Origin of the sequence: Bradyrhizobium sp. WSM1253 (genome assembly GCF_000244935.1) — a bacterium.
GTDB lineage: Bacteria > Pseudomonadota > Alphaproteobacteria > Rhizobiales > Xanthobacteraceae > Bradyrhizobium > Bradyrhizobium canariense.
In genome coordinates this window covers 7,142,114-7,168,984 of sequence record NZ_JH600073.1, presented here as the reverse complement: position 1 = coordinate 7,168,984, position 26,871 = coordinate 7,142,114, and the positions used below count along the sequence as shown (strand labels likewise).

Here is a 26,871-nt window from a genome sequence, read left to right as displayed (position 1 = left end):
CGACCTCTCCCCGCAAGCAGGGCGAGGTAAGAGCGTTTAGACTGCGCGCTTGAGCGCTTCGACGAGATCGGTCTTCTCCCAGGAGAAGCCGCCCTCGTTGTCGGGGGTACGGCCGAAATGACCGTAGGCGGAGGTGCGCGCGTAGATCGGGCGGTTGAGATCGAGATGGCTGCGGATGCCCCGCGGGGTGAGATCCATCGCCTTGGCGGCGGCCTTCTCGAGCTGTTCCTCCGACACCTTACCGGTGCCGTGGGTGTCGATGTAGATCGACAGCGGACGCGCCACGCCGATGGCGTAGGCGAGCTGCAGCGTGCAGCGATCCGCAAGACCGGCCGCGACGATGTTCTTGGCGACGTAGCGAGCAGCGTAAGCCGCGGAGCGGTCGACCTTGGTGGGATCCTTGCCGGAGAACGCGCCGCCGCCGTGCGGGGCCGCGCCACCATAGGTGTCGACGATAATCTTGCGGCCAGTCAGGCCGGAATCGCCGTCGGGACCGCCGATGTAGAACTTGCCGGTCGGGTTGATGTGCCAGATGGTCTTCGCAGTGATCCATTCCTTCGGCAGCGCCTCGCGCACGTAGGGCTCGACGATGTCGCGAATTTGCTTGGACGAGATGTCCTCGACCAGATGCTGATGCGAGACCACGATCTCGCGCACGCCGACCGGCTTGCCGTTCTCGTACTGCACGGTGACCTGGCTCTTGGAGTCCGGGCCCAGCACCTTCTCGCGGCCGGAGTGACGCGCTTCCGAGATGAGGCGCAGAATCTTGTGGGCGTAGAAGATCGGCGCCGGCATCAGATCCGGCGTCTCGTTGGTGGCGTAGCCGAACATGATGCCCTGGTCGCCCGCGCCCTCTTCCTTGACTTCGCCCGGCTGCAGCGCATCGACGCCCTGCGCGATGTCGGCGGACTGCGGATGCAGCAGGATCTCGATGTCCGCCTTCTGCCAGTGGAAACCTTCCTGCTCGTAGCCGATGTCCTTGATCGCGGCGCGCACGACGCCTTCGATCTGCTCGTTGGTGACGGATGCGGGACCGCGGGTCTCACCGGCGATCACGACCTTGTTGGTGGTCGCGAGCGTTTCGCAGGCGGCACGAATTTGCCAGGGATCGATGCCGGCTTTCGGTCCTTCGCGGTAGAACAGATCGACGATCTCGTCGGAGATCCGGTCGCACACCTTGTCCGGATGGCCTTCGGACACGGACTCGCTGGTGAAGAGATAGGACGCGCGCATCAGTAACCCCTTGTTCCGCCGCTAGCTGGCGGGCGTTTGCGATGTTTAGCTTTCAATGATGTCAATCACGCCGGCGCGAGATGACGTAGGATTCGTCGAGAAACCAGAGCCCATTGTACTTTCGCAGCACGTCCCTGGCGGCATCCAGAGTGCGGCCGTTTTGAGTCATTTCCGTCAACCGGTCGTCCTCAATCTGAGCGACATACACCGCCGCATTCCAGGCTGCAAAGGCCGTCGAGGTTCCGATAGTGCCCGTCACCTCGTTGGGCAGCGCTTCCATATCATACCTGAAGATCGAGCGGTTATCTGCGTAAGCATTAAAATTTAAGTCGCGGCCCACCGAGCCGAGCTCATACTTCACCGCGCGCAATAGCTCATGACGGCTCACCGAGAAAGGGTTTTCTCCGGGCCAGATCGCCTGGATCATCTCCATGCCCGGATCCTGGCCATGGGAGTGAATTCCGATCAGGCGGCCGCCCGCCCGCAAGGCCCGGGCCAGGGGCGCAATGATCCGTTTTGCCCGAAAATTGACCGAGGACAGCGCGCGGTATGGCTGGGATGCAATAACGAGATCGAAATTGGCCTCGGCCTGGCCCGGCCGCGGAATGGTCGAATCGAGCAGAAACCGCTGGTCTTCACGGTAGAGCACCAGCACGACAGGCCGCTCATAGAGCGGCATTCCCGTGCGCGGGCTGACCGCTGCGCGCCAGTTCTGCTCCAAAAACGGCTTCAACTCCGCGATTTGCGTCTCGAACTCGCCCGAGGAAGCACCCCGCAGGGGAACTTCATGCCAGACTGTCGCGGCTGCCGCCGCGGGCGATGAAGGCGTGAGCCAAGGCGCCTCCGCATAAAGCATGTTGGTAAAAACGAACACCGAGGCCGGATGCTCGAAAATGCGATCCGGCACCTTGTCCAGCGTCAGGCGGAGGTCCTCGAGACTGAGCTCCTTGCCGGCGACATAGAACGGCATGTGTGGAAAGCGCTGATGCATCGAGCGCAGCACGCGCGCCAGTACCGTGCCGTCGCCAACACCGGCATCGAACACGCGCAGCGCCGGGGGCCGGGGATGGATGCTGGCAAGCTCCAGCGCCACGCGCTCGGCGACCACCCGCTTCTCACTGCAAGTGTGCACGAACAGCAGGTATTTCTGGCGGTTCTCGAAAAAGCGGAAATTGCCGCGCGGATCGCGCTTTTCCGGGGGCACCTGAAGTCCCCGCGGCGGCGGCACGCCGCCGGCCATCGATGCGGCCATGTAGGCCTGGATTCGGTCCAGGGTGTCGATCGTGATGCGCTTGCCCTCGCGCAGGCGGTGCACGAGCTTCCCATCGTTCACCGCGCGCCGTCCGAACGTCGACTCCGCCATGTCCGCCTTACGGCAGAACTCGGTGATTTGGCTCAGGATTTCGTCATTCTTCATGGAGTGGGACGCGGTGGGCAGAAGGGTTGGGTAATGCCTCGTAGCAAAATCTGCCCACTGAGGGAATAGGGATAGAGCCGCCCCCGTTTGCCATGTGCACAACAGCGAGGCCGTGAACCACCTTCCCCTGCCGGGCAACCAACAGACGCCTCTCCTCAACGGGACCACCGCCAATGCGTCGCCTGCTCGTCGCGCTCTGCCTGCTCGCCGCAACCCTGTGGTCGGCGCCCGCTTTTGCGCAGGCGCGCAGCCAGCTTGGGCCGCTCTGCACCACCGACACCAAGCCGGCGGACCAGATGATCGATGCCTGCAGCAAGATCATTGCGCTGAAGGTGTTCAAGGGCGAGCAGCTCGCAACGGTCTACTTCTGGCGCGCGGTGGGCTGGAACAAGAAGGGCGAATACCTAAAGGTCATCGCCGACGCCACGGAAGCGATCCGGCTCCAGCCGAGCCAGGCAGTCTATAATCTCAGGGGATCGGCCTACTATGACAGAGGCGAGTACGAGATCGCGATCGCCGATTTCGACGATGCGCTGAACCTGGGCCCGCCTGATGGTACCATCTTCCATAATCGCGGCAATGCCTGGCGCGGCAAGGGCGATTACGCCAAGGCCATTGCCGATTACGATATGTCGATCAAAGCCGATCCGAAATCGGCATTCTCGTACCAGAACCGCGGCATCTCCAAGGAGGCGCTCGGCGACCTCGACGGCGCGCTGGCCGACATCAACCAGGCGATCCGGCTCGACCCGACGTTGCCGCAGCCGCTGATCAACCGGACCGCGATCTGGCGTGTCAGAGGCGATTACAATCGCGCGATTGCCGACGGCAGCGAAGCGATTCGGCTCGCGAAGGAGAAGCCGCCCGTCAACATCATGACGCCGCCGAACAGCGTGCTGATCTCGGGCTACACCCATCGCGCGCTGGCCTATGAGACGAAAGGCGATTACGCGCACGCGAGCGACGACTACAAGGCCACTCTGGCGATCGCGGCGTCCGATGCCGGCAGCAAGGCCAATCAAGCCACCGCAAAGGTGCGGCTGTCGCTGATCACCGACGCAAGCGCACCGATCCCGCGCGATGCGCCGTCACCGACGACGCAGCCGGCAAAGGCGCCGGCTCCCCAGCAGACGGGTGCCGCGGCGCCTCCCTCGCCTGCTCCGGCCGCGCGCGGCACGCGCATGGCGCTGATCATCGGCAACGGCGCCTATGCGCATGTCAAGGCGCTGCCCAATCCGCCCAATGACGCGCGCGCCGTTGCGAAGAGCCTGCGCGATATCGGCTTCACTGTATCAGAAGGCGTCGACCTCGACCGCTCGGCGATGCAGAAGATGACGCGTGACTTCTTGCGGGAGGCGGCGCGGGCGCAGGTCGTGGTGGTCTACTATGCTGGCCACGGCGTGCAGGTCGACGGCCGCAACTATCTCATTCCGGTCGACGTCGAACTCAAGCCGGGCGCGAGGATGACGGACGCGATGATCGACATGGACACGATCATGGCCGGCCTCGACGACCAGGTCCGCACCAACATTTTGATCTTCGATGCCTGCCGCAATAATCCGATGGCACAGCAGGTCGCATCAGCCGGCACCAACCGCGCCATCGAAGCTGCCTCGGGCCTCGCAGCGCCAACGAGCCTGGGCGCCGGCGCGACGCTCGGCGCCGGCACGCTGATCGCCTTCGCCACTGCGCCGGGCCAGGTCGCGCTCGACGGCGAAGGCGCCAACTCGCCGTTCTCCGCCGCGCTCTCTCGCCATCTCGGCACGCCCGGCCTGGAAGTGCAGCAAATGCTGACGCGGGTGCGGGCCGAGGTGGTCTCGACCACGAAGAACAAGCAGGTGCCGTGGTCGAACTCGTCGCTACTGGGCGAGGTTTATCTGGCGGAGAAATGAAGGGCGTGTGCCTCACCCTCAGCTGTCATCGCCCGGCTTGACCGGGCGATCCAGTACGCCGAGAAGTCAGCGATTCTCCGAGAAGCCGCGGCGTACTGGATTCCCCGCCTGCGCGGGGAATGACAGCGAGCGAGTGGGGCCTTATTGGCCCCACACTTCCTTCGCGATCTCCACGGCGAGGCTGAGCTTGGCCCACTGCTCCTCTTCGGAGAGGACGTTGCCCTCCTCCGTCGAGGCAAAACCGCACTGCGGGGAGAGTGCGAGCTGCTCCAGTGGGGCGAACTTGGCAGCTTCTTCGAGACGACGCTTGATGGCGTCCTTATTCTCGAGCTCACCGAACTTCGAGGTGATGACGCCGACCACGACGACCTTGTTGCCCTTGGGCAGGAAGCGCAGCGGCTCGAAGCCACCGGCACGGTCGCTGTCGTATTCGAGGAAATAGCCGTCGTAATTGGTGCCGGCGAGCATGGTCTCGGCAACCGGCTCGTAACCGCCTGACGAAATCCAGGTCGAACGGAAATTGCCGCGGCAGACATGCGTCGTCACCACCATGTCGGCGGGCTTCTCGGCCAACGCGTAGTTGATGACGCGCGCATAGATCTGCTGGAGACCCTCGGGATTGTCGCCCCGCTCGCGCGCCTTCTGCAATTCGTCCGGCGAGCAGAGATAGGCCCACACGGTGTCGTCGAACTGGAGATAGCGGCAGCCGGCGTCGTAGAACGCCTTCACGGCCTTGCGGTAGGTCTTGCCGAGGTCCTCGTAGAACGCGTCGAGATCGGGATAGACGTCTTTGGAGATCGCCTTGCGGCCACCGCGGAAGTGCAGCACCGCCGGCGACGGGATCGTCATCTTGGCGGTGACGTGAGCCTGGTCGGCGACCTTCTTCAGGAAGCGGAAGTGATCCAGCATCGGATGGCCGTCGGGAAAATCGAGCTTGCCGATCACGCGCACCGCGTCATGCCGCGTCTCGACGCCCGCGAACTGGATGCCTGTGTCGGGGTGGAACATTTCGCAGCCGGTGAGCTTTGCCAGGAAGTCGAAATGCCACCAGGAGCGGCGGAATTCGCCGTCGGTTGCGAGCTTCAGGCCAAGCGAAGCCTGCTTATGCACGACCTTCTCGATCTCCATGTCCTCGATCTTGCGCAGGTCGTCGGCCGAGATCTCGCCCTTCTCCAGCCTGGCGCGGGCTTCCTTGATCTTGGCGGGGCGCAGGAGGCTGCCGACCTCGTCGGCGCGGAAGGGGGCTTTGGTTCGCTGCATTCTTAAACTCCCGTGAATTTTTTAGTGGGCCGCCGCCCCTGCGACGCCGAGGTGGCGCTCGAGGACCGACGGGTCGGCCTTCAGCGCGGCGCTCGGGGCGTCGTGGACGATCGTTCCGCGCTCCAATATCACAACACGGTCGGCCAGCCCCAGAATCTTTTGGGCATTCTGCTCAACGATGATCGAGCAGATGCCGCCCGCCCGCGTGATGGTCCCGATCGCTCTCAAGAGCTCCTCGACGATGATGGGGGCAAGGCCCTCGGTCGGCTCGTCCAGGAGAAGCACTTTCGGATTGAGGGTCAGCGCGCGACCGATCGCCAGCATCTGCTGCTCGCCGCCGGAGAGCTGGTTGCCAAAATTGCTCCGCCGCTCCTTCAGCCGCGGGAACATCTCGTAGACCCTCTCGACGGTCCAGGGGCCGGGCTGGGCCACTGCGGACATGTTCTCCTCCACCGTGAGCGAGCGGAAGATGTTGCGCTCCTGCGGCACCCAGCCGATCCCGGCGCGCGCCCGCTGGTCCGGCCGCAAGGTCGTGACGTCGGTGCCGGCCAGCCCGACAGTGCCGGAGAAGCGACGGGTGACGCCGACGATCGAGTTGATCAGCGTGGTCTTGCCGGTGCCGTTGCGCCCCAACAGCGCCAGCACCTGGCCTTCGGCGAGACGCAGGGACATGTTCGGCAGCACCACGGCCTCGCCGTAACCGGCGCGAAGCGAGTCGATCGCGAGCAGGTCAGACATTGACCGCCTCCTCGCCGAGATAGACCGCCTTCACTTGCGGGTCGCGCGCGACCTGCTCGGGCGGGCCTTCGGTGAGCAGCGCGCCGGAGACCAGGACAGAGATGCGGTCGGCGAAAGAGAACACGAGGTCCATGTCGTGCTCGATCAGTAGCACGGTCACATCGCGCGGCAGGCTGCCGACGACGGCGAGGATGTCGTGGCGCTCGCTCTCGGGCACGCCGGCGGCGGGCTCGTCCAGCAGCAGCACGCGCGGCTTGGCGGCGATCGCGACCGCGATCTCGAGCAGGCGCTGCTTGCCATAAGGCAGCGTCACGGTCTGCTCGTTCATGACGTCGAGCAGGTGGAAACGCGTCAGGAGGTCGGCGATCTCGCCGTTGACGTCCCTGCGCGTGCCCATCCGCCGCCACCAGTCGCCGCCATGGCCTAGGCGCTCAGAGACAGCGAGACCGATGGTCTCGAGCGGGGTCAGGTCGGGATAGAGCTGGTTGATTTGGAAGGTACGCGATAAGCCGCGCAACACGCGCTTGTGCACGGGCAGATCCGTGATGTCCTGCCCTTCGAGCAGGATGCGGCCCGAGTTCGGCTTGAGCACGCCGGTGAGCTGGTTGATGACCGTGGTCTTGCCGGCGCCGTTCGGGCCGATCAGCGCGTGGCGGGCGCCCTGCTCGATTTTCAAGGACAGATCGCGGGTGACGCGCAGACCGCCGAACTGCTTTTCGAGATTCTGCGTTTCGAGCGCGATAGTCATGCGTCGCTCTCCGGCGCGGCGACGACGGCCTTGCGCCCGGCTATCTGCCTGATGACCAGATTGGGCACATACAGCATCCAGCGATGCAGGCGCTGCCGTCCGATCAGGACGATCGCGACCAGCACGAGGCCGATCCAGAACTGCCAGTATTGCGGGGTGATGGTCGAGAACAATTCCTGGAGCATGCGAAACAGCACTGCGCCGATCAGCCCGCCATAGAGATAGCCGGTGCCGCCGATGACGAGCACCAGCATCAGGTCCGCCGAGCGCTCGAAGGCGAACACATCGAGAGAGGCGATCGCGGTGGTCTGGGTGAACAGCGCGCCTGCGATGCCGGCATAGAACGCCGCGAGCGTGTAGATCGCAATCAGGCGGCGGTTGACGGGTATGCCGATGGCGGCCGCGCGCAGCGGATTGTTCTTGATCGCGCGCAATGACAGCCCGAACGGCGAGTGCGCGACGCGGCGGGCGAACAGGAACAACAAGAACAGAACGGCGAGCGAATAGAAGAACCCGGTCTTGCCGAACATGTCGAACGGGATCTCGCCGAAGATCGGCTGCATCTCGATACCCTGCAGGCCGTCGGTGCCACCGGTGATGTTGGAGAAGCGTTCGGCCAATGCCTCAAGCAGCAACGCGATGCCGAGCGTCACCATCAGCCGCGTGAGATCGACGCCACGGATCACCAGGAAGCTGGTGGCGAAGCCGAGCACCATCGCGACAAGGCCGGCGACAACAAGCGCAAGGACGGGCTCGTTGATGATCCCGTGCAGCGCGAGAAGCCCCGCCGCGTAAGCGCCGACGCCGAAGAAGGCGGCATGGCCGAGCGAGACGATGCCGGCGTAGCCGAGGATCAGATCGAGCGACATCGCAAACAGCGCGAGCCGCAGGATGTCCGTCATGATCAGGTAGCGCGTGGGAAATACGAAGCCGCAGGCCAGCACGATCAGCCAGAAAGCGGCCTCGCCATAGTGCCAGCGTGCCTGGCGCTGGGCGTGATAGCCGACGTCGGAGGAGGCGCTCATCGGCGACTCAACGCGCAGCCGTGCGGCCGAACAGACCGTTCGGGCGCCAGATCAGGATCACGATCATCATGGTGTAGATCACGAAAGGTCCCATCTTCGGGACGTAATATTTGCCGGCGACGTCGCCGATGCCGAGCAGCAGCGAGGCCAGGAACGGGCCGGTGATCGAGGACGAGCCGCCGACGGTGACCACGATCAGGAAGTAGATCATGAACTTCAGCGGAAAGTACGGGTCGAGGCCGAGGATCTCGGCGCTCAGCGCGCCACCGAGGCCGGCCAGGCCGCAGCCAAAAGCGAATGTGAAGGCGAACACCTGCGGCACGTTGATTCCGAGGCCGCTCGCGGCGCGGGGATCGTCGACCGCAGCGCGCAGGCGGCTGCCGAACCGCGTCTTGGCCAGCACCATCTGGAGACCGATGGTGAGCAGCCCGCAGATCACGATGATCATCAGCCGGTAGCGGCCGATGCCAACGCCGAACAGGTCGAACTGACCCTGGAGCGCCGCCGGCAGGTTGATGAAGACCCGCGACGAACCCTGGATGTAATCGACGGCCGCGACCGACATGAAAGTGAGGCCGATCGTGAACAGCACCTGGTCGAGATGGCTGCGCGCATAGAGGTGTCGGTACAGCGTGCGCTCGAGCACGATGCCGATCGCAGCGGAGGAGACGAAGGCGAGCGGCAATGCCGCGAAGAATGGCCAGCCCATCCGGTTGACCAGCACCATGCAGACATAGCCGCCGGCCATGGCGAAGGCGCCATGGGCGAGGTTGACGAAGTTCATCAAGCCGAGCGTGACCGCGAGCCCGCAAGCCAGCACGAACAGCAGCATGCCGTAGGCAACGCCATCGAACAGGTTGGTGAGGATTGAGGTCATTGAAGGCCGGAAGTTATCTCAGGTGTAGCCAGGGGTGTGCTGCGCTCCCTCTCCCGCTTGCGGGAGAGGGTTGGGGAGAGGGTGCCTCAACAACGAAGACTCCCCCAGAGGAGAGAACCCTCACCCGGCGCTTTGCGCCGACCTCTCCCGCAAGCGGGACAGGTGAGAGTTCCGGGATGACGCGCTTTCGCGCGTCACTTCTTGGTCTTGCCGAGATCCTTGACGGCCTCGAAGGTCGCGAACTCGACGTTGTAAAGCTCGCCGTCGACCTTCTCGACCTTCCGGATGTAGATGTTCTGCACGATGTCGCGGGTCTCGGGGTCGATCGAGATCGGGCCGCGCGGGCTCTCCCATTTCTGGCCCTTCATGGCTTCGACCAGCTTGGTGCCGTCGGTGTCGCCATTGGTCTTCTTCAGCGCTTCGTAGATCAGGTGAATGCCGTCATAGCCGCCCACCGCCATGAAGCCCGGCCGGTTTCCGTAGGCCTTCTTGTAGGCCGCGACGAAATCCTTGTTCATCTGCGAGGGATGTGCCGCCGAATAGAGGTGCGCGGTGACCGTGCCCAGCACGGCGTCGCCCATGTTGTTGAGGAGGTCGTCGTCGGTCACATCGCCCGGTCCGATCACCTTGATGCCGGCCTTGTCGAGCCCGCGTTCGGCATACTGCTTCATGAAGTTACCGCCTTGGCCGGCCGGCACGAACACGAAGATCGCGTCAGGCTTGGCGTCCTTCATGCGTTGGAGGAACGGTGCGAAATCGGGATTGGCGAGCGGCGTCTTCACCTCTTCGACCACCTCGCCGCCACCGGCGGTGAAGTTCTGCTTGAAGAAGTTGAGCGCGTCATTGCCCGGCGCGTAGTCCGAAGTCAGGGTCGCCACCTTCTTGATGCCGTTTTTCACCGCCCAGTCGGCGATGATGGTGGAGGACTGCGCCAGCGTGAAGCTGGTGCGCACGATATAGGGCGAGCGCTCGGTGATGATCGAGGTGCCGGCCGCCATCACGATCTCCGGGATCTTGGCTTGCGTGGCCAGCGGCGCCGCCGCGAGCGCGGCCGGCGTCACGCCGAAACCGGCGATGAAATTGACCTTGTCGTTGACGATCAACTCCTGCGCGGCGGTCTTGGTCTTGTCGGGAATCGCAGCATCGTCCTTGAGGATGATCTCGATTTTCTTACCGGCGACGGTGTCGCCCTTCTGCTGCATGTAGAGCTTGATCGCGTTCTCGATCTGCTTGCCGGTGGAGGCCTGGCCGCCGGTCATCGGCAGGATCAGACCGACCTTGACGCTATCCTCGGCCTTGGCCGGTGCGATGGCCGCAAGGCCCGCGATGGCGGCAGCTGCTGCAGCCCAAACAGTCCTACGAGACAGTTGTTTGCGTTCGAACATCAGATGTCCCTCCCCTTCATTCCTGATCTCTTGTGCGCTGGACCGAGTGCCCGATCCTTGCCTTAAAGTTTAGCTCACGCACGCGTGATGTCGCGCGCCACATGGCGTCTTTCGCGCCCTTATTGTCAATCGGACGTTTGGCGACCATTCCGCGCAAGCCGAGCGTTCCGATTGCCGACGGCAGAAGCGATATCGGGTGACGTCCGAGTAAACCCGGCATCGCGATTGCAATCGCTTATCATTTGTACGATTGTACAAACAAAATGGACCTGTCAACGAAAAAGCCCTATCTCCCGATCAAGGCGCTTTGTCGCGAGCTCTTGCCGCAGTCTAGAAACGCTGTCAGCCGGGTGGATGGAGGATTTCGTCTTTTGTTTGCAGAATTTGAACATCGGCAGGGCCTGGGTCGGCACACTCCGGTATCAAATTACCCACCTCGAATAAGTCTATTTTACCTGTTGAAGGCTACTCTCCCGGCGACAGCCTGACCTGGCGTCCAACACGACTGACCTCGCGTCCGTACAATGCCCAGACCCTCCCGTTCCCTCCTGATCCTCCTCGCGCTCTCCGCGGGCCTGTCCGGCTGCGGCACCGTCAACGAAAAGCTCTCGTCCGACATGGGCGACTACGTCCCGCAATGGGCCGGCGGCTTGCCGGCGGACGCCCCGCCGCGGGCGGGGACGCCGCAATACGATGCCTACATGAAGGAACGCGAGCGCAAGCGGCTGATGCCGGCAGCGGATCGCGAAAAGGAAGAGCAGGCGCAGAAGGGCGCAACGGGCTCAGCGTCCGGCACCGCGGTGCGTTAAGTCGTGCCCCTCGCCGCCTGCGGCGAGAGGTGACGCAAATCAATCCACGAACACGACGGTCTTGCGGCCATTGAGAATGACGCGGTCGTTGAGATGGTAGCGGATCGCGCGCGCGAGCACGCGGCGCTCGATGTCGCGGCCCTTGCGGACGAGATCCTCAGGCGTGTCGCGATGGCTGATGCGCTCGACGTCCTGATCAATGATCGGGCCCTCGTCGAGGTCGCGGGTGACGTAGTGCGCGGTGGCGCCAATCAGCTTGACGCCACGCTCATGGGCCTGGTGATAGGGTTTTGCGCCCTTGAAACCTGGCAGGAACGAGTGGTGGATGTTGATGCAGCGTCCCGACAGGTTTGCCGAGAGATCGTCCGACAATATCTGCATATAGCGGGCGAGAACGACGAGATCCGTGCCGGTCTTGGCGACGAGGTCGAGGATCTGCGCCTCCTGCTCGCGCTTGGTCTCTTTCGTAACAGGCAGAAAGTGGAACGGAACCCCGCCGAAATCTAGCCCGTCATAGACCTCGCGCGGATGGTTGGAGACGATGGCGGCCAAAGTCATCGGCAGCTCGCCGGTGCGCCAGCGATAGAGGATGTCGACCAGGCAGTGATCGGACTTTGACACCAGCAGCATCACCTTGCGATGCGCGGCGCGATCGCGCATCTGCCATTCCATGCCGAAACGCTCGGCGATCGCGGTAAAGCCGGTCTGGAGCGCCGACAGCTCCACGGCTAGATCGGCGGCGGTGAACACCACCCGCATGAAGAACTTATTGGTCTCGGTGTCGTCGAACTGTTGGGCGTCGAGGATGTTCTGTCCGGAATTCGCCAGGAAGGTCGACACCGCCGAGACGATGCCGGGACGATCCGGACAGGACAGGGTCAGGACATATTGATGATCTGGCATGGGCCTTGATGAAGGTTTGGGCAGCGGCTGCGGAACGCCCCGCGATTTGCGCCCTGCTCTATCACCGACCCCACCTTGCGCCAATCCCGACCGTGGAGTCAGGATGAACGCACCATTGCTTTGACTGACCGGAGTAGGCTCATGGCCGACCGCTTGAACGGCACCCGCATCCTGATCCTGGAAACGCGCGAGGAGGCGCAGTTTTCGAAGCTGCTGGCCGAGCAAGGCGCCGAGGTCGTGCAATGCCCGATGTTCACGATCCAAGATGCGCCGGACCCCGCCCCGGTCGAGGCCTGGATCCGCCGCGCCGTCGACAGGCCCTTCGACGATCTCGTGCTGATGACCGGCGAAGGGCTGCGGCGGATCATGAAGCTCGCGCGAACCCGTGGTCTCGACCAGGCCTTGGTTGCTTCCCTCGCCCGATCGCGAAAATTCACCCGCGGCCCGAAGCCCGGCAAGGCGCTACGCGAGATCGGGCTCGAGCAGCAGCAGATGACGGAGAAGCCGACCACCGAGGGTGTGATCGAGATGCTGGGCAAGCTCGACCTGAACGGACGTCGCCTCGGCCTCCAGCTCTATCCCGACAAGGACCACAGCGCGCTGACCGGCGCGCTCGCCGCGCAAGGTGCCGAGGTCGATACCGTGTTGCCTTACGTCTACGATCCAAAGGCTGCGGACGCCAGCATCGTCACCGCAATCGACGACATGGCGGAAGGGCGGATCGACGCCATCGCACTGACCAATCTCGGCCAGGTGCGCCGTCTCCTCGAAGCTGCGAGGGCGCATGGCAGCGAGGCGCGCCTGCGCGCAGGATTCGAGCGGACGCTGATCGCGTCAGTGGGGCCGGCCGTCTCCGGCGAGCTCGTAGCGCTCGGCTTGCGCACGGACATCTCGCCGGTGGAAGACCACTATTTCATGCGCCCGCTGATCTCGGCGATGGCCGCAGCATTGGCGGACAAGCGGCCGAAGGTGGCGGAATGATCGCCAGACGCGGTGCCTAGCTTGCCATCTGCGAGGCGGCCGACATCAGCTCCTGCGGGCTCGGCGCGGCAAACATGCGATGGCCGCCTTCGGGCACCTCGGTAAAGCTCCAGCGCACAACCCCCTCGCGGTCGAGCAGAAACTGCCCGAAGAGCTGGCCCTGGCCGGTTGCCGCCATGCGCTGATCGGCTTCCGTTATCTCATAGCCGTCCTTGTTATTGAGGTACTCCGCGGCCGCGGGCCGGTTCATCGGGCCGGGCAATTCGCCGGGCATGTCGACTTGCATGCTCATGACCACGTTCATGCCGACCTTGTGCGGCCACTCGGTCTCGTTCTCCGTGAACTCGAGATTGGGCAGGCCGAACGCGCGGTGCGAGATCCGCTCGGGATCGGACGCAGCGAGCAGGTTGGGTAACGGATGGTAACGGAAATAGAGTCGCGCGCGCTCGATCGGCGTGTTGACCACCGTGAGACTTTCGACGCCTTTCTCGTGCAAGGCGGCATCAAGTTGCGCCTGTGCCGCGATATGGCGGCGGCAGAACGGGCAATGCAGCCCCCGATACAGGCCCACCAATATCGGGCTTTGTCCGCGAAAGTCTTCGAGCGCGATCTTTCCGTCGCGTGTGATCGCGTCCAGCACGACGTTCGGTGCACGATCGCCCGGTTGAAGTGGTCCCTCGACGTGACGTTCAGACATGATGGCACTCCTTCACATGATCTAGTCAAGAAACGGCAGTACGATCAGCCCTGCGGGATCAAGCCCGTGCCGCGTGCAGACGTCCTGTGCCAGCGTGAAATATCGCTCGGCTTCGGGCATGTCGCCTCGATCAAGGTTCAGCGTCGCAAGACCATCATAGCATGGAAACAGCTGCTGCGGCTCGCCGGTTTCGCTCGCCACCTCGATTGCCTCATTGTAGCAACGAGCAGCCAGATCGGGCCGGAAATGGCATTGATGGATTTGCCCGAGCACGATCAACGGCACGGAGAGATGCTCGCGCTGATCAAGCGCGCGGTCGATTTCGATCGCCTTTTCGGCGGCCGGCACCCCCTCCTCAGTACATTTGTCGGTGAAGGTGCAACAGGCAACGGCAAAATTGGCGAGAAGGCGCGCCTGGAACCCGAGATCGCCGATCCGACGCGCGACATCGAGTCCGCGCCGGCAAATCTCCACGGCTTTCGCAGGGTCGACAATCGTGTAGAGCACACCGAGATTGGTGTAACCGCGGCAGGCCACGTTGAGGAGACCGGCGGCCTCGGCTGCTGCGACACTTTGCTCCACCTCGCGGACCGCCTCCTGGTGTCGGCCAAGCCGCGCCAGTGCCACCCCCTTGGTGTTGAGCGACTCTGCAATGGCGCGCGCCGCCTCGAATCCGACTTGCCTGTCGGCGTCCGCCGGTACGCTTCGGGCGTAGCCAAGCGCCTCGTCCGCCCATCTCGCGGCGGCCACGTGATCGCCCGTGCGAAACGAAAGACGGCCGCGCTCTTGCAGGAGGTGCGCCCACTCGATGGGCGCGTCGGTCCCTCCCAGCCGTTCGGCCGCCTCGGCATAATGCGCCTCTGCCTTGATCCGCTTGCCGGCGTCCCACAACAATCGGCCAAGCTTGCGGAGAATTCGCGCTTCGCCGATGCGGTCCTCCGCATTGCGATGACCTTCCAGCGCACTCTGGTAGTGCTCCTCAGCCGTGATCCTCCGGCCGGCCGCGGCACACAGCTCCGCGATCCGCTCGCAGAGGATCAGGCGTTCGGGCTCCCGTTCCCCGCCGGCCAACAACACGGCGAGAGCCTGTTGGTAGAAGCGAATGGCATCGTCATTGGCGTAGGTCGCGCGGGCGCGATCGCCGGCCGCGCGCAGATAGCGCGCACCTTTCGGCTTGCTCGCGCTCAGGCTGAAATGGTGTCCGAGCAGTATGAGGTCCTCGAGGCGCTCGGGCTCATTGCCATAGAGCCGCTCCAGCGCGGCACCAATCCGTCCATGGAGCTCGATCCGACGCTGCAAGAGCAGGTTTTGATAGATCACGTCCTGAAGCATGGTTTGCGTAAAGCGATAAGATCGCAGCGAGATCGAGTTCGCACCCGCGACCTCCTCGACAATCTCGGCATCGCACAGAAGTTCGAGCCCCGCTTCCACCTTCGTCCTCTCAGATGCCATCGCACCGAGAAGAGCCGCGTCAAAACGGGGGCCGATCACCGCGGCCTCCTGGGCCAAGCGGCGCACCTCATGCGGCAGCCGGTCCAGGCGCGCCAGTAACAGGGCCTGAATGCTTGCCGGTATACCGGCGGCGGCTTCATCTGACTTGATCCGCCACCGTGAGCCGTCACGCTCCAAGGCGCCAGCTTCGATGAGACCGCGGATGATTTCCTCAAAGAAGAGTGGATTGCCGCCCGCGCGCTCGAGGATTCGGCTGAACAGATTGCCCGGCGGTTCACTCCAGCCGTGGCTGAAGTAGGCCGCGAGCAGCTTTTGTCCGTCTGCATCACCAAGTGGAAGCAATCGAAGGGTTGTATGGCTGATCCGTCCCGAGCCGAACTGATCCAGTTCCAACATGGGCCGATGCGTAAACAACAGCATCAGCCGCGTACGCTCCAGCCGGTCCATCAGGAATCGCAGCGCTTCAAGCGATACAGCATCGGCCCAGTGCAGATCCTCGACAATGATCAGGAGCGGCGACAGGACCAGGCGCCGTTCGAACACGGTACGAATCGCAAAGAATATCTGCCGCCGAAGCTGCTCGGGCTCGACGTGCTGCAGCGCGGCGTCCGGATCGCCGAGGCCGAGAACGTGGAAATAAAGGGGCATCAGGCGATCGGCCTCTTCGACCGCAAGGCCGAGCTCCGACAGTGCCGTGGCCAGCTTGGCCTGGGCCTCCGCCACGGTCGCCTTCTGCGCGATGCCGTAGGCGCTGCGCAGCACAGCGGCAAGGGTGCCATAGGACTGTTCGCCCAGCGGCGAGCAGACAGCGCGCCGGATCGCCACGCCGGCGAAACGGTCCTCATCGCGGGCGTGGGCAACGAATTCGTCCACCAGACGCGTTTTGCCGATGCCGGCTTCACCGACCAGCCGCACCAGCTGCGCCGCGCCGCCACACGCGAGATCAAGATTGTCGACTAGACGGGCGAGCTCGGCGTCGCGCCCAATCACCGGCGCACTGAGGCCCAGCGTATCGAGGCCGCGTGCCGCACGGGGCGTGTCGAGCGCTCCGTTCAAGCGATGGACCAGGACGCTGCCCATCTTGCCCTTCAGCGAGACCTCGCCAAGCGATTCATATGAGAATGCATGCCGCGTAAGACGGTAGGTCAGCGGCCCGACCAGCACCTCGCCCGTGGAAGCCATCGACTGCAATCGTTGAGCCGTATTCACCGTATCGCCCGTGACCGAGTAGGATTTGGCAACTCCAACACCCAGTCCGCCAGCAACCACGTGCCCGGTGTTGATGCCGACATGAAGCAGGAGCGGTGACCCGGCATACGCCTTTGCACGTTCGCTGAGTTGCGCCGTTCGGCCCATCATATCGAGCGCGGCGCGGACGGCCCGCTCGGGGTCGTCTTCGTGCGCGGCCGGCGCTCCGAATAGCGCAAGCAGCGCGTCGCCGATGAATTTGTCCACGAAGCCGCCAAAGCTTTGCACCGCCGCCGTTAGCTCCTCGAACAATTCGTTCTGAAGCGCCTGCATGACTTCAGGATCGAGTCGCTCGCTCATCGTGGTGAAGCCGCTAAGGTCGGCAAACAGCACGGTAATGGTGCGGCGGTTGGCTTCGCTGTCGATCTTGTCCGGCTGCGATCGAAACCCGTATAGGGCGTCGACCGTCGGCGCCAGCGGTGGCGAGGACGCCCTGGTTGGGATTGTCACGCGGCTGGCCTGCATTGATGCCTGCCCGCCGGCCTTGGAGGCTTCACTGACGAGGGCGCCGCATTTCGGGCAGTACGCGAAATCCGGTGCGCACGCATAGCCGCAGCCGGGGCAGGCGTTCGGCTGCTTCGTGCCGCATTTCGGGCAGAAGGCAAAGCCGCTCTGAACCTCGGAACCGCAACAGGAGCAGTTCATGGGTCGAGACCCCGCGGGCGCCGCGATGGCGCAGTCTGCTGGATCCGGTCAGATGGGCCCAGGATCCCGGCAAGGATGGGCTCGTCGTGCCGGAAGAGCAAGCGGTGATAGCGGCCGCGAACGCGGCTTCACTCCTCCCCGTATCCCCTTAGCCGCTCGATATCCAAAATGGTCACGCCGCCGTACTCCAGCCGCAGCAGCCCCTCTTTCTCCAGCCGGTTCAGCGCGCGGTTGGCATTCTGGCGGGACATGCCGGAAAGCGCGCCGATCTCTTCCTGGGTGATCTCCAGATGCGCGGTGGATTCCGGATAGAGGATCGGATTGAACAGCGAGGCGATGCTGCGGGCAAGCCGCGCGGTGGCATCCAGCGTGCGGTTGACCTCGAGCATGCCGATGAACTGGCCGAGCCGCTCGTTGAGCTGGCGGACCAGGAAACGATTGAAGCCGACGCTGTTCTCGAACAGCCACATGAAGGCGCTGCGCTCCATTAGCGCGACGCGACTGTCGCGAAGCGCGACGACGTCATAGCGGCGCGGCTCGTTCTTGAGCACGCTGCCCTCGCCGAACCAGGCCCCTGCCGTCAGCCCGGCAAGACTCGTCTCCTTGCCGTCGCGCGAGACCCCGCCCATCCGGGCAAGCCCAAAGACCATGCCGGCCCAATAGTCGAACGTGTCGCCGCGCATGAAAACGGTCTCGCCCGTGCCGTAGGACCGCTCCGTGATCCCGGTACGAGCGACCTCGATCTCCGCTGGCGTGAGCTCGCGCGACCAGGCAGCGACGCGCTTCAGTTGATCCTCTGAAATCATGATCCCGAAGCCAGCCGCACCGTTCGTCACTCCTGTTCTGCTGCAACGCAGCATGACCGTTTCGACCACCATCCAACGAAAGATGGATGATCCCCCCATCCAAAAACTTTGTCGCAGAATTGTCAGGCGGGAGACATTTCAAAATAGCGCTTTCCCCTATTGAGGACCACCTCGGGCGATGCGGCTTTTGATCCCAAACGGGAAGGGAGCGGCGCGGCTCCGGTCGAGACCATCTGCTGCATGGCCTCACCGGCACGGTCGTACTAGGATCGCACGACAGAAACGGACGAAGAGCGCCACTGAAAGCGCCATCACCGGGAGGGATCTGTTTGGTGGCTACCAGTCTTGAAGTGCGCGGCGTGTCCTTGCGATTCGGCGGCGTTCGTGCGCTGACCGATGTCGGCTTCGCCATCAGGGAAGGCGAGCTGTTCTCGATCATCGGCCCCAACGGCGCCGGCAAGACCTCGATCGTGAACTGTATTTCCGGCCGCTACAAGCCGACCGAAGGCCAGTTGTTCTACCAGGGCCGCGACATCACCGGCCTGACGCCCAACGCGCGCGCTTCGCTCGGCATCGGCCGCACCTTCCAGAACCTGGCGCTGTTCCACCATATGAGCGTGCTCGACAACATCATGGTCGGCCGCCATCACCTCCTGAAGAACAATTTTCTCACGGGCTCGCTGTACTGGCTCACCGGCGCGCGCAAGGAAGAGCTCGAGCACCGCCGCAAGGTAGAAGAAATCATTGATTTCCTCGACCTCCAGTCGGTGCGAAAGGCGCCGGCCGGCACCCTCTCCTACGGCTTGCGCAAGCGCGTCGAGCTCGCCCGCGCCATGGCGCTGGAGCCGCGCCTCATTCTCCTCGACGAGCCGATGGCCGGCATGAACTTCGAGGAGAAGGAGGACATGGCCCGGTACATCGTCGATCTCAACGAGGAGTTCGGCATGACCGTGGTGATGATCGAGCACGACATGGGCGTGGTGATGGACATCTCCCACCGCGTCATGGTGCTTGATTTCGGCCGCAAGATCGCCGAGGGCGATCCGGCCGCCGTGCTCGCCGATCCCCACGTCAGGCGCGCCTATCTCGGCGAAGAGGACGAGGTGCTGGTCGATCCTGACGATGCTCCGCCGGCGCAGGAGAGCGCGGCATGATGGATTACGCAGGCCGCGTCGCCCAGGCCGACACCTATCCGAAAATGCTCCGGCTCAATGCGAAGGAGTACGGCAACGAGATCGCACTCCGGGAGAAGGATCTCGGGCTCTGGCGCCCGTTCACCTGGAACGCCTACCAGACGCGGGTGCGCGATTTCGCGCTCGGCCTCATCGAACTGGGCCTTGGGCGCCAAGACGTTATAGGCATCATCGGCGACAACCGGCCGGACTGGGTCGCGGCGGAAATCGCCACTCATGCGGTTGGAGGGTTGAGCCTCGGGCTCTACCGCGACGTGCTCGACGAAGAAGCTTCGTATCTCCTCAATTATGGCGAGGCGCAGCTCGTTTTCGCCGAGGACGAGGAGCAGGTCGACAAGCTGCTTACGCTGGCCGACCGCGTCCCAAAGCTGAAGCACATCATCTATTCCGATCCGCGCGGCATGCGGAAATACGACGATCCGCGCTTGATGTCAGCGGAGACGTTTGCCGAACTCGGCCGGGCGCGGGCTACGCGCGAGCCGGAACTTTACGACCGGCTGGTGGACACGACCAAGGGCGAGGACGTCGCGATCCTCTGCACGACATCAGGCACCACCTCGCATCCAAAGCTCGCGATGCTCGCGGCCGGCCGCGTGCTCGGCCACTGCGCGACCTATCTCGCTTTCGATCCGAAAGGGCCGGACGACGAATACGTGTCGGTGCTGCCGCTGCCCTGGATCATGGAACAGGTCTATGTACTCGGCAAAGGTCTCTTGTGCCGGATGAAGATCAACTTCGTCGAGGAGCCCGAGACCATGATGAACGATCTGCGCGAGATCGCGCCGACGTTTGTCCTGTTTGCACCGCGCGTTTGGGAATCGATTGCCGCCGACGTCCGCGCCAGGGTGATGGACGCAACGCCGTTCAAGCAGCGCCTGTTCGACATCGGCATGAAGAGCGGACTTGCCGCGCTCGAACAGGGCGAGCGTTCCGGCTTCGCCGACGCGATCCTGTTCCGCGCGTTGCGCGACCGCCTCGGCTTCACCCGCCTGCGTTCGGCCGCAACCGGCGGCGCGGCACTTGGGCCCGAGACCTTCAAGTTCTTCCAGGCCATGGGCGTGCCGCTGCGCACGCTCTACGGCCAGACCGAGCTACTGGGGGCCTACACGCTGCATCCCGCGGGCAAGGTCGATCCCGACACGACGGGCGTGCCGATGGCCGACAGCGTCGAAATCCGCATCGACAATGCCGACGTCCACGGCGTCGGCGAGATCGTGGTGCGGCATCCCAACATGTTCCTCGGCTACTACAAGAACCCGGAGGCGAGCGTTGCCGACATCAAGGACGGCTGGATGCTGTCGGGCGACGCCGGCTATTTCAACGACGACAAGCAGCTCGTGGTGATCGACCGCATCAAAGACCTCGCCGAGACCTCGCGCGGCGAGCGCTTCTCGCCGCAATTCATCGAGAACAAGCTGAAGTTCTCCCCCTATATCGCCGAAGCCGTGGTGCTGGGCTCGGGACGCGACGCGCTCGCCGCAATGATCTGCATTCGCTACTCCATCATCTCCAAATGGGCGGAGAAGAACCGGCTCTCGTTTACGACCTACAGTGACCTGGCCTCGCGGCCCGAGGTCTACGCACTACTCCGCAAGGAGGTTGAGACCGTCAACGCCACGCTGCCGCCGGCGCAGCGCATCTCGCGCTTCCTGTTGCTCTACAAGGAGCTCGACGCCGACGACGGCGAGCTCACCCGCACGCGGAAAGTGCGCCGCAGCGTCATCAACGAGAAATACGAAGGCATCATCGACGCGATCTACGGCGGCCAGGCCGAGATCCCCGTGGACACCGTGATCCGGTTCCAGGACGGCACCACGCAAAGGGTGCGGACGACGCTGCGAGTGGTGGATTTGGGCGGACCGGGGCATTTGGCGGAGGCCGCGGAGTGAACACGCTTTCAAACGAGCGCACGCTGCCAGTCGATGCGCCCCATCCCCTTGTGGGAGAGGGCATCTCCGCCGTCAGCGAAGACCCCACTCGGGTGAGGGGTCCTGTCTCCGCACCGTCGCTGCGGAGACAACCCCTCATCCGGCTTCGCTTCGCGAAGCCACCCTCTTCCGCAAGGGGAGACGGTGCACCGTTATCGCTTCTGCATTTTACGCGGACATCGGCATGAACACCGCCTTCCTCATCCAGCTCCTGGTCAATGGCCTCGTGGTCGGCACGCTCTATGGCGTGGTCGCGATGTCGTTCGTGCTGATCTACAAGGCCTCGCAGGTCGTCAATTTCGCGCAGGGCGAGCTCTTGCTGGTCGGCGCCTGGGTGTGCTGGACCTTGCTCGCGAAATACCAGGTGCCGTTCTGGATCGGCATGCCGTTGACGCTGGTGTTCATGTTCGTGTTCGGCATCGCGGTGCAGGTCCTGATCCTGCGACCGATGATCGGCGAACCCATCATCTCGGTCATCATGGTGACGATCGGCCTCTCCACCGTGCTGCAGGCCACGCTGAAATGGATGTTCGGCGTCAATCCGCAGCCGTTCCCGCGCGTGTTCGAGAGCCAGTCCGTCAGCCTGCTCGGGCTCCAGATCCAGACCGTCTATGTCATGAGCCTCGTCGTCTCGATCGCGATGATGATTGGCATGGCCTGGTTCTTCCGCGCGTCAAAGTACGGCCTTGCGATGCGCGCCACTGCGTTCAACCAACAGGTCGCGCAATCGCTCGGCATTTCCGTGAAAAGCGTGTTCGCGATGGCCTGGGCGATCTCCGCAACGGTGTCGGCGGTTGCAGGCGTCGTGGTCGCGGTCGTGAACGGCGTATCCTCGGGCCTTGCCGCCTATGGGATCAAAGTGTTTCCGGCTGCGATCCTCGGCGGGCTCGATTCCGTCGGCGGTGCCGTGCTCGGCGGCATCATCATCGGATTACTCGAGAACATCGCGCAATATGTCGACAGCGAATACCTTCACTGGGGCAATCTCTACGAGATCGCGCCGTTCTACGTCCTCATCATCGTGCTGATGATCAAGCCCTACGGCCTGTTCGGCACCCACGACATCGAACGGATCTGACCCATGGCCGGCCCCGCCCTCATCCCTGCTGGTGATTTCCGCACCTCTTACGCGGCTGACACCACGATCTTCCCGACCGCGACCAGCCGCAACTTTGCGATCGTCGGCGTGGTGCTGCTCTGCCTCGTGCCGCAATTCCTTGGTGGATACTGGCTCAGCATCCTGATCCAGATCGGCATCTTCTCGATCGCCGCGCTTGGCCTCAACATCCTGGTCGGCTTCACAGGCCAAATTTCGATTGGCCATGCCGCGTTCTTCCTGCTCGGCGCCTTCACGTCTGCCTACATCTCGAACAGCACATCGATCCCGGTGTTCTTCGCGATACCCCTCGCGGGCGTCGTCACTGCGCTGATCGGGCTGATCTTCGGCATCCCGGCGGCGCGGCTGAAGGGGCTCTACCTCGTGATCGCCACGCTCGCCGCGCAATATATCCTGCTCGACTTCTTCTCCCGCGCGGAGTGGTTCACCGGCGGCTCGGTGCCGGCCAGCGCCAATCCGTTCTCGATCCTCGGCTACACGCTGCGCGGCGACAGGCAATATTTCTACGTCGTACTCGCCTACGTAGTTGCAAGCTACGTCCTCGTCACCAATCTGATGCGCACGCGCGATGGCCGCGCGCTGGTGGCGATCCGCGACCATTATCTCTCCGCGGAGATCATGGGCATCAATCTCACCAAGTACCGCACGCTGTCATTTGGGCTCGCGGCGTTCTTCGCCGGCATCGCCGGCGCGCTCTATGCGCACTACCAGCTCGTGGTGTCGCAAGAGGGTTTCGGCATCGAACGTTCGATCCTGTTCCTCGCCATGATCATCATCGGCGGCACCGGTTCGATCATGGGCACGCTGATGGGCACTGCGTTCGTGGTGCTGCTGCCCGAGACGATGGAGTTCCTCAGCGTGACGTTGAAGGGCGGCGCGATCGACAAGGCGCTGTCGCTCAACAACAACATCACCTTCCTGCGCGAGATCGCGATCGGGGTGATCATCATCGCGTTCCTGATGTTCGAGCCCGACGGGCTCGCCCATCGCTGGCGACAGATCAAGGCGTATTGGAAACTCTACCCGTTCTCCCATTGAGCGCGGGCAACTCTCTAACCAACAAATAAACAGGAGGAGGCAACCAATGAAGACAAAATCCTTTTTGAGCACCGCATCGCTTGCACTGGCGATCGCCGCATTCTCGTCAGGCGCGCAGGCGCAGATCGCAATCGGGCATCTCGCCGATTATTCCGGCGGCACGTCCGATGTCGGCACGCCCTACGGCCAGGCCGTCGCCGACACCTTCGCCTGGGTCAACAAGAACGGTGGCGTCGGCGGCAAGCAGCTTAACGTCGACACCAACGACTATGGCTACCAGGTGCCGCGCGCCATCGCGCTCTACAAGAAGTGGTCGGCGCCGGACTCCAAGGTCGCGGCGATCATGGGCTGGGGTACGGCAGACACCGAAGCGCTGACCGGCTTCCTCGCACAAGATAAAATCCCCGATCTCTCCGGCTCCTACGCCGCCGCCCTCACCGATCCCGAAGGCGTCAGCGGCAAGGCCAAGCCCGCGCCTTATAATTTCTTCTATGGTCCGAGCTATTCGGACTCGCTGCGCGCGATGCTGATGTGGGCAGCCGAAGACTGGAAGGCCAAGGGCAAGTCCGGCAAGCCGAAATTCGTCCACATGGGGGCCAACCACCCGTACCCGAACGCGCCGAAGGCCGCCGGCGAAGCCATGGCGCAGGAGCTCGGCTTCGAGGTGCTGCCGCCGCTGGTGTTCGCGCTCGCGCCGGGTGACTACAGCGCGCAGTGCCTGAGCCTGAAATCCTCGGGCGCCAACTACGCCTATCTCGGCAACACCGCCGCGTCCAACATCTCGGTGATGAAGGCCTGCAAGACCGCCGGAGTCGACATCCAGTTCATGGGCAATGTCTGGGGCATGGACGAGAACGCCGCCAAGACCGCGGGCGATGCCGCCGACGGCGTGATCTTCCCGCTGCGCACCGCGGTGAGCTGGGGCGGCGATGCGCCCGGCATGAAGACGGTGATGGAGATCTCCAAGATGTCCGATCCCACCGGCAAGGTCTATCGCCCGGTGCACTACATCGCGGCGGTCTGCTCGGCGCTCTACATGAAGGAGGCGATCGATTGGGCCGCCAAGAACGGCGGCGCCACCGGCGAGAACGTCGCCAAGGGCTTCTACCAGAAGAAGGACTGGGTGCCGGCCGGCATGGAAGGCGTCTGCAATCCCTCGACCTGGACCGACAAGGACCACCGCGGCACGCTGAAGGTCGACCTCTACCGCACCAAGATTGCGGGCGCGACCGACGGCGACCTCAACGACCTCATGGCCAAGGGCGCGATCAAGCTCGAGAAGGTCAAGACCGTCGAGCTGCCGCGCAAGCCGGAATTGCTGGGCTGGTGAGCATGTAGCCAGTTCGTCGTTCCGGTGCGATGCGCACCATCGAACCCGGAACCTCGAGATTCCGGGTTCGGTCTTGCGGACCGCCCGGAAGACTGGAGGAAACTGCGACGACATCGAGAGAGTAACTGACCATGAGTGAAGCGGCTCACATCGAGCGCCCCTCGCCGACCGTGGTACCCGCGCCGCCTCTCCTTGGCGTGCGCAACATCGAGGTCGTATATGACGACGTCATCCTGGTGCTGCGCGGCCTCAGTCTCGACGTGCCCAAGGGCGCGATCGTGGCGCTGCTCGGCGCAAACGGCGCCGGCAAGTCGACGACGCTGAAGGCGATCTCCGGGCTGCTCAAGACCGAGGACGGCGAAGTCACGCGCGGCGAGATCCTGTTCGAGGGCGAGCGCATCAACGGCGTCGATCCCGACAAGATCGTCCGCCGCGGCATCTTCCAGGTAATGGAGGGCCGGCGCATCGTGGCCGACATGACCTCGCTGGAAAACCTCAAGCTCGGCGCCTTCACTCGCAGGGACCGCGAGGTCGGCGCCGATCTCGATATGGTCTTCAACTATTTCCCGCGCCTGAAGGAGCGCACCGGGTTGGCCGGTTATCTCTCCGGCGGCGAGCAGCAGATGCTCGCGATCGGCCGCGCGCTGATGGCGCGCCCGAAGATGATCCTGATGGACGAACCCTCGATGGGTCTGTCGCCGCTGCTGGTCAAAGAGGTGTTCTCGATCATCCAGAAGATCAACCGTGACCTCGGCGTCACCATTCTCCTGGTCGAGCAGAACGCCCGCGCTGCGCTGTCGGTGGCAAGCCACGGCTACATCATGGAGCAGGGCAAGGTCGTGCTCGACGGCACCGCGGACGAATTGCGCGACAACGAGGACGTCAAGGAATTCTACCTCGGCGGCGCCGGCGACCAGCGCAAGAGCTTCAAGAACCTCAAGAGCTTCAAGCGGCGCAAGCGCTGGCTTTAACCTTCCAATACCTGTTCCGCTTCCGTGACTGCGCAGAGAACATGATAGAACGACGACGCAGGAATGGTGTCGATCAGCGATTTGCCGTCGCGGTCGAACTGGTCGTACCAGCCGCCCCGCACGGGATGGCTGAGATAATGCCGTTCGAGCCGCGCCAGCGCCACGCGCGCCTCGTCCGCCGCGCCCGCCTCGCCGGATTCGGCCTGCGCAATCCACGCCTTCGCAATCTCGGTCTGCGGCCACAGCCGGCGCGTGTTGCGGCGAATCTTGCCGGCGTCGTCACCCTCGTCGATCAGGCAGCCGGTGGCCTCGTCGCGATAGCGCAGCGCGGTTTCCAGCAGCTCCGCGCGCCGCTGTCCGGTCGGGCAGCCCGTGATGCGTTCGAACCCCTTCAGCAACCAGACCCATTCCGCCTGGTGGCCGGGCTCGACGCTGACCGGCGCGATCTTCGACCAGTCCTCTTCGAAATATTCGCCGAGCGCGCGCGTCCGCTTGTCGTAGAGATTGGCGAGGAACAGCGCGAAGAACTCGCCGGCACGGTTCTGGAACGACAAATCGTGGGTCGCGTCGAAGCACGCGATCATCGCCTCGAACAGATGCATATGCGGGTTCTGCCGGCGCGGCAGCGAGACCGGAAGGCCTTCGTGGACGCCGCCGTGCGGCGAGCGCAGATGGCCATCGAGGAAGGCGAGCAGCGCATCGATCTCGGCGCGAATTTGTGCGTCCTGGTCGAGCGCATAGACGGCCGCGAGCGCAAACAGGATGAAGGCGTGGTCGTAGGCGTCGCGCCGGCCGTCCAGCACCGCGCCCTCCGGCGTCAGCCGGTGCACGTAGCCGGGCCGGCCGTCGGGCGTCTTTGCTTTGGCGAGCAGATGCTCGAGCCCCTTCAGCGCGATGGCGCGCCCGTCAGGGTACCAGCCCATCTGCGCAGCCTTGGCGTAGCACCAGATCTGGCGGGCCTGCACGAACACCCGGCGCGGCGCGGTCACGTCCGCCGTGCCGTCGCGGTGCAGCCGATCGATGAAACCACCCGCGCCATGGTCCCAGCCGACTGTCGACCACAGCGGCAGCGCCTCGTCGATCGTGCGGCGCTTCAGGCGCGCGACGACGTCCGCCGCCTCGTCCGCCGCACTGATTCCCTCGTCCGCCATCGCGTCCTCTTCAAACCTCGCCAATGG

At 63.9% G+C, this 26,871-nt stretch carries 22 protein-coding genes; 9 read left to right on the top strand and 13 right to left on the bottom strand.

Annotation, left to right across the window (positions count from 1 at the left end; genetic code table 11):
• Nucleotides 1-36: 36 nt before the first annotated feature.
• A complete protein-coding gene (gene metK, locus BRA1253DRAFT_RS34600) occupies nucleotides 37-1,233 on the bottom strand; it encodes a methionine adenosyltransferase (protein ID WP_007601978.1) in 1,197 nt (398 codons plus the stop codon).
• Between the two features lie 61 nt (nucleotides 1,234-1,294).
• Nucleotides 1,295-2,650: a hypothetical protein gene (locus BRA1253DRAFT_RS34595; RefSeq protein ID WP_007601977.1), complete on the bottom strand. Its 1,356-nt coding sequence runs from the start codon at nucleotides 2,648-2,650 to the stop codon at nucleotides 1,295-1,297.
• Between the two features lie 173 nt (nucleotides 2,651-2,823).
• Here BRA1253DRAFT_RS34595 and BRA1253DRAFT_RS34590 point away from each other — a divergent pair, with 173 nt between their 5' ends.
• Nucleotides 2,824-4,542 (top strand): caspase family protein, encoded by a 1,719-nt coding sequence (locus tag BRA1253DRAFT_RS34590; RefSeq protein WP_007601976.1) that lies wholly within the window; start codon nucleotides 2,824-2,826, stop codon nucleotides 4,540-4,542.
• Nucleotides 4,543-4,683: 141 nt separating this feature from the next.
• Here the strand turns inward: BRA1253DRAFT_RS34590 and BRA1253DRAFT_RS34585 are convergent, their stop codons facing one another.
• The 6 genes from BRA1253DRAFT_RS34585 to BRA1253DRAFT_RS34560 form a co-directional block, all read right to left on the bottom strand.
• Nucleotides 4,684-5,802 carry a cobalamin-independent methionine synthase II family protein gene (locus tag BRA1253DRAFT_RS34585; RefSeq protein ID WP_007601975.1) on the bottom strand — a complete coding sequence of 373 codons (1,119 nt, stop codon included), beginning with the start codon at nucleotides 5,800-5,802 and terminating at the stop codon, nucleotides 4,684-4,686.
• 21 nt (nucleotides 5,803-5,823) lie between these two features.
• A complete protein-coding gene (locus BRA1253DRAFT_RS34580) occupies nucleotides 5,824-6,540 on the bottom strand; it encodes an ABC transporter ATP-binding protein (protein WP_007601974.1) in 717 nt (238 codons plus the stop codon).
• A complete protein-coding gene (locus BRA1253DRAFT_RS34575) occupies nucleotides 6,533-7,288 on the bottom strand; it encodes an ABC transporter ATP-binding protein (RefSeq protein ID WP_007601973.1) in 756 nt (251 codons plus the stop codon). The genes BRA1253DRAFT_RS34580 and BRA1253DRAFT_RS34575 overlap by 8 nt, the downstream gene beginning before the upstream one ends.
• On the bottom strand, nucleotides 7,285-8,313 hold the full coding sequence (locus BRA1253DRAFT_RS34570; RefSeq protein WP_007601972.1) for a branched-chain amino acid ABC transporter permease: 1,029 nt from the start codon (nucleotides 8,311-8,313) through the stop codon (nucleotides 7,285-7,287). The genes BRA1253DRAFT_RS34575 and BRA1253DRAFT_RS34570 overlap by 4 nt, the downstream gene beginning before the upstream one ends.
• Before the next feature lie 7 nt (nucleotides 8,314-8,320).
• Nucleotides 8,321-9,190, bottom strand: coding sequence for a branched-chain amino acid ABC transporter permease (locus BRA1253DRAFT_RS34565; RefSeq protein ID WP_007601971.1), 870 nt, complete (start codon nucleotides 9,188-9,190; stop codon nucleotides 8,321-8,323).
• A gap of 194 nt (nucleotides 9,191-9,384) precedes the next feature.
• Nucleotides 9,385-10,575, bottom strand: coding sequence for an ABC transporter substrate-binding protein (locus BRA1253DRAFT_RS34560; protein WP_007601970.1), 1,191 nt, complete (start codon nucleotides 10,573-10,575; stop codon nucleotides 9,385-9,387).
• A 524-nt stretch (nucleotides 10,576-11,099) separates the two neighbouring features.
• On the opposite strand from BRA1253DRAFT_RS34560, the gene BRA1253DRAFT_RS34555 reads away from it, so the two are divergent.
• Nucleotides 11,100-11,384: a hypothetical protein gene (locus BRA1253DRAFT_RS34555; protein ID WP_007601969.1), complete on the top strand. Its 285-nt coding sequence runs from the start codon at nucleotides 11,100-11,102 to the stop codon at nucleotides 11,382-11,384.
• A 39-nt stretch (nucleotides 11,385-11,423) separates the two neighbouring features.
• On the opposite strand, the gene purU is transcribed toward BRA1253DRAFT_RS34555, so the two are convergent.
• The gene (gene purU / locus BRA1253DRAFT_RS34550) at nucleotides 11,424-12,287 is read right to left on the bottom strand and encodes a formyltetrahydrofolate deformylase (protein WP_007601968.1); all 864 of its coding nucleotides are present in this window, start codon (nucleotides 12,285-12,287) and stop codon (nucleotides 11,424-11,426) included.
• Between the two features lie 141 nt (nucleotides 12,288-12,428).
• On the opposite strand from purU, the gene BRA1253DRAFT_RS34545 reads away from it, so the two are divergent.
• Nucleotides 12,429-13,268: a uroporphyrinogen-III synthase gene (locus tag BRA1253DRAFT_RS34545; RefSeq protein WP_007601967.1), complete on the top strand. Its 840-nt coding sequence runs from the start codon at nucleotides 12,429-12,431 to the stop codon at nucleotides 13,266-13,268.
• A 16-nt stretch (nucleotides 13,269-13,284) separates the two neighbouring features.
• Here the strand turns inward: BRA1253DRAFT_RS34545 and BRA1253DRAFT_RS34540 are convergent, their stop codons facing one another.
• The 3 genes from BRA1253DRAFT_RS34540 to BRA1253DRAFT_RS34530 form a co-directional block, all read right to left on the bottom strand.
• Nucleotides 13,285-13,965, bottom strand: coding sequence for a redoxin domain-containing protein (locus tag BRA1253DRAFT_RS34540; protein WP_007601966.1), 681 nt, complete (start codon nucleotides 13,963-13,965; stop codon nucleotides 13,285-13,287).
• Between the two features lie 21 nt (nucleotides 13,966-13,986).
• Nucleotides 13,987-17,310, bottom strand: a complete 3,324-nt coding sequence (locus tag BRA1253DRAFT_RS34535; protein WP_007601965.1) for an adenylate/guanylate cyclase domain-containing protein — start codon at nucleotides 17,308-17,310, stop codon at nucleotides 13,987-13,989.
• A 128-nt stretch (nucleotides 17,311-17,438) separates the two neighbouring features.
• Nucleotides 17,439-18,116: a Crp/Fnr family transcriptional regulator gene (locus tag BRA1253DRAFT_RS34530; RefSeq protein WP_035995649.1), complete on the bottom strand. Its 678-nt coding sequence runs from the start codon at nucleotides 18,114-18,116 to the stop codon at nucleotides 17,439-17,441.
• Between the two features lie 332 nt (nucleotides 18,117-18,448).
• Here BRA1253DRAFT_RS34530 and BRA1253DRAFT_RS34525 point away from each other — a divergent pair, with 332 nt between their 5' ends.
• The 6 genes from BRA1253DRAFT_RS34525 (at nucleotide 18,449) to BRA1253DRAFT_RS34500 (ending at nucleotide 25,693) form a co-directional block, all read left to right on the top strand.
• The gene (locus BRA1253DRAFT_RS34525; RefSeq protein WP_007601963.1) at nucleotides 18,449-19,270 is read left to right on the top strand and encodes an ABC transporter ATP-binding protein; all 822 of its coding nucleotides are present in this window, start codon (nucleotides 18,449-18,451) and stop codon (nucleotides 19,268-19,270) included.
• Entirely contained in the window at nucleotides 19,267-21,198 is a 1,932-nt protein-coding gene (locus tag BRA1253DRAFT_RS34520; RefSeq protein WP_007601962.1) for a long-chain fatty acid--CoA ligase, read from the top strand. Before BRA1253DRAFT_RS34525 ends, BRA1253DRAFT_RS34520 begins: the two co-directional genes overlap by 4 nt.
• Before the next feature lie 223 nt (nucleotides 21,199-21,421).
• Entirely contained in the window at nucleotides 21,422-22,315 is an 894-nt protein-coding gene (locus BRA1253DRAFT_RS34515) for a branched-chain amino acid ABC transporter permease (RefSeq protein ID WP_007601961.1), read from the top strand.
• Nucleotides 22,316-22,318: 3 nt separating this feature from the next.
• Complete coding sequence (locus tag BRA1253DRAFT_RS34510) at nucleotides 22,319-23,392, top strand: branched-chain amino acid ABC transporter permease (RefSeq protein ID WP_007601960.1); 1,074 nt, start codon at nucleotides 22,319-22,321, stop codon at nucleotides 23,390-23,392.
• Nucleotides 23,393-23,438: 46 nt separating this feature from the next.
• A complete protein-coding gene (locus BRA1253DRAFT_RS34505) occupies nucleotides 23,439-24,722 on the top strand; it encodes an ABC transporter substrate-binding protein (RefSeq protein ID WP_007601959.1) in 1,284 nt (427 codons plus the stop codon).
• A gap of 131 nt (nucleotides 24,723-24,853) precedes the next feature.
• Entirely contained in the window at nucleotides 24,854-25,693 is an 840-nt protein-coding gene (locus BRA1253DRAFT_RS34500) for an ABC transporter ATP-binding protein (RefSeq protein ID WP_007601958.1), read from the top strand.
• Here the strand turns inward: BRA1253DRAFT_RS34500 and BRA1253DRAFT_RS34495 are convergent.
• Nucleotides 25,690-26,844 (bottom strand): AGE family epimerase/isomerase, encoded by a 1,155-nt coding sequence (locus tag BRA1253DRAFT_RS34495; protein ID WP_007601957.1) that lies wholly within the window; start codon nucleotides 26,842-26,844, stop codon nucleotides 25,690-25,692. The two genes, BRA1253DRAFT_RS34500 and BRA1253DRAFT_RS34495, sit on opposite strands and share 4 nt — an antisense overlap.
• Between the last annotated feature and the right edge of the window lie 27 nt (nucleotides 26,845-26,871).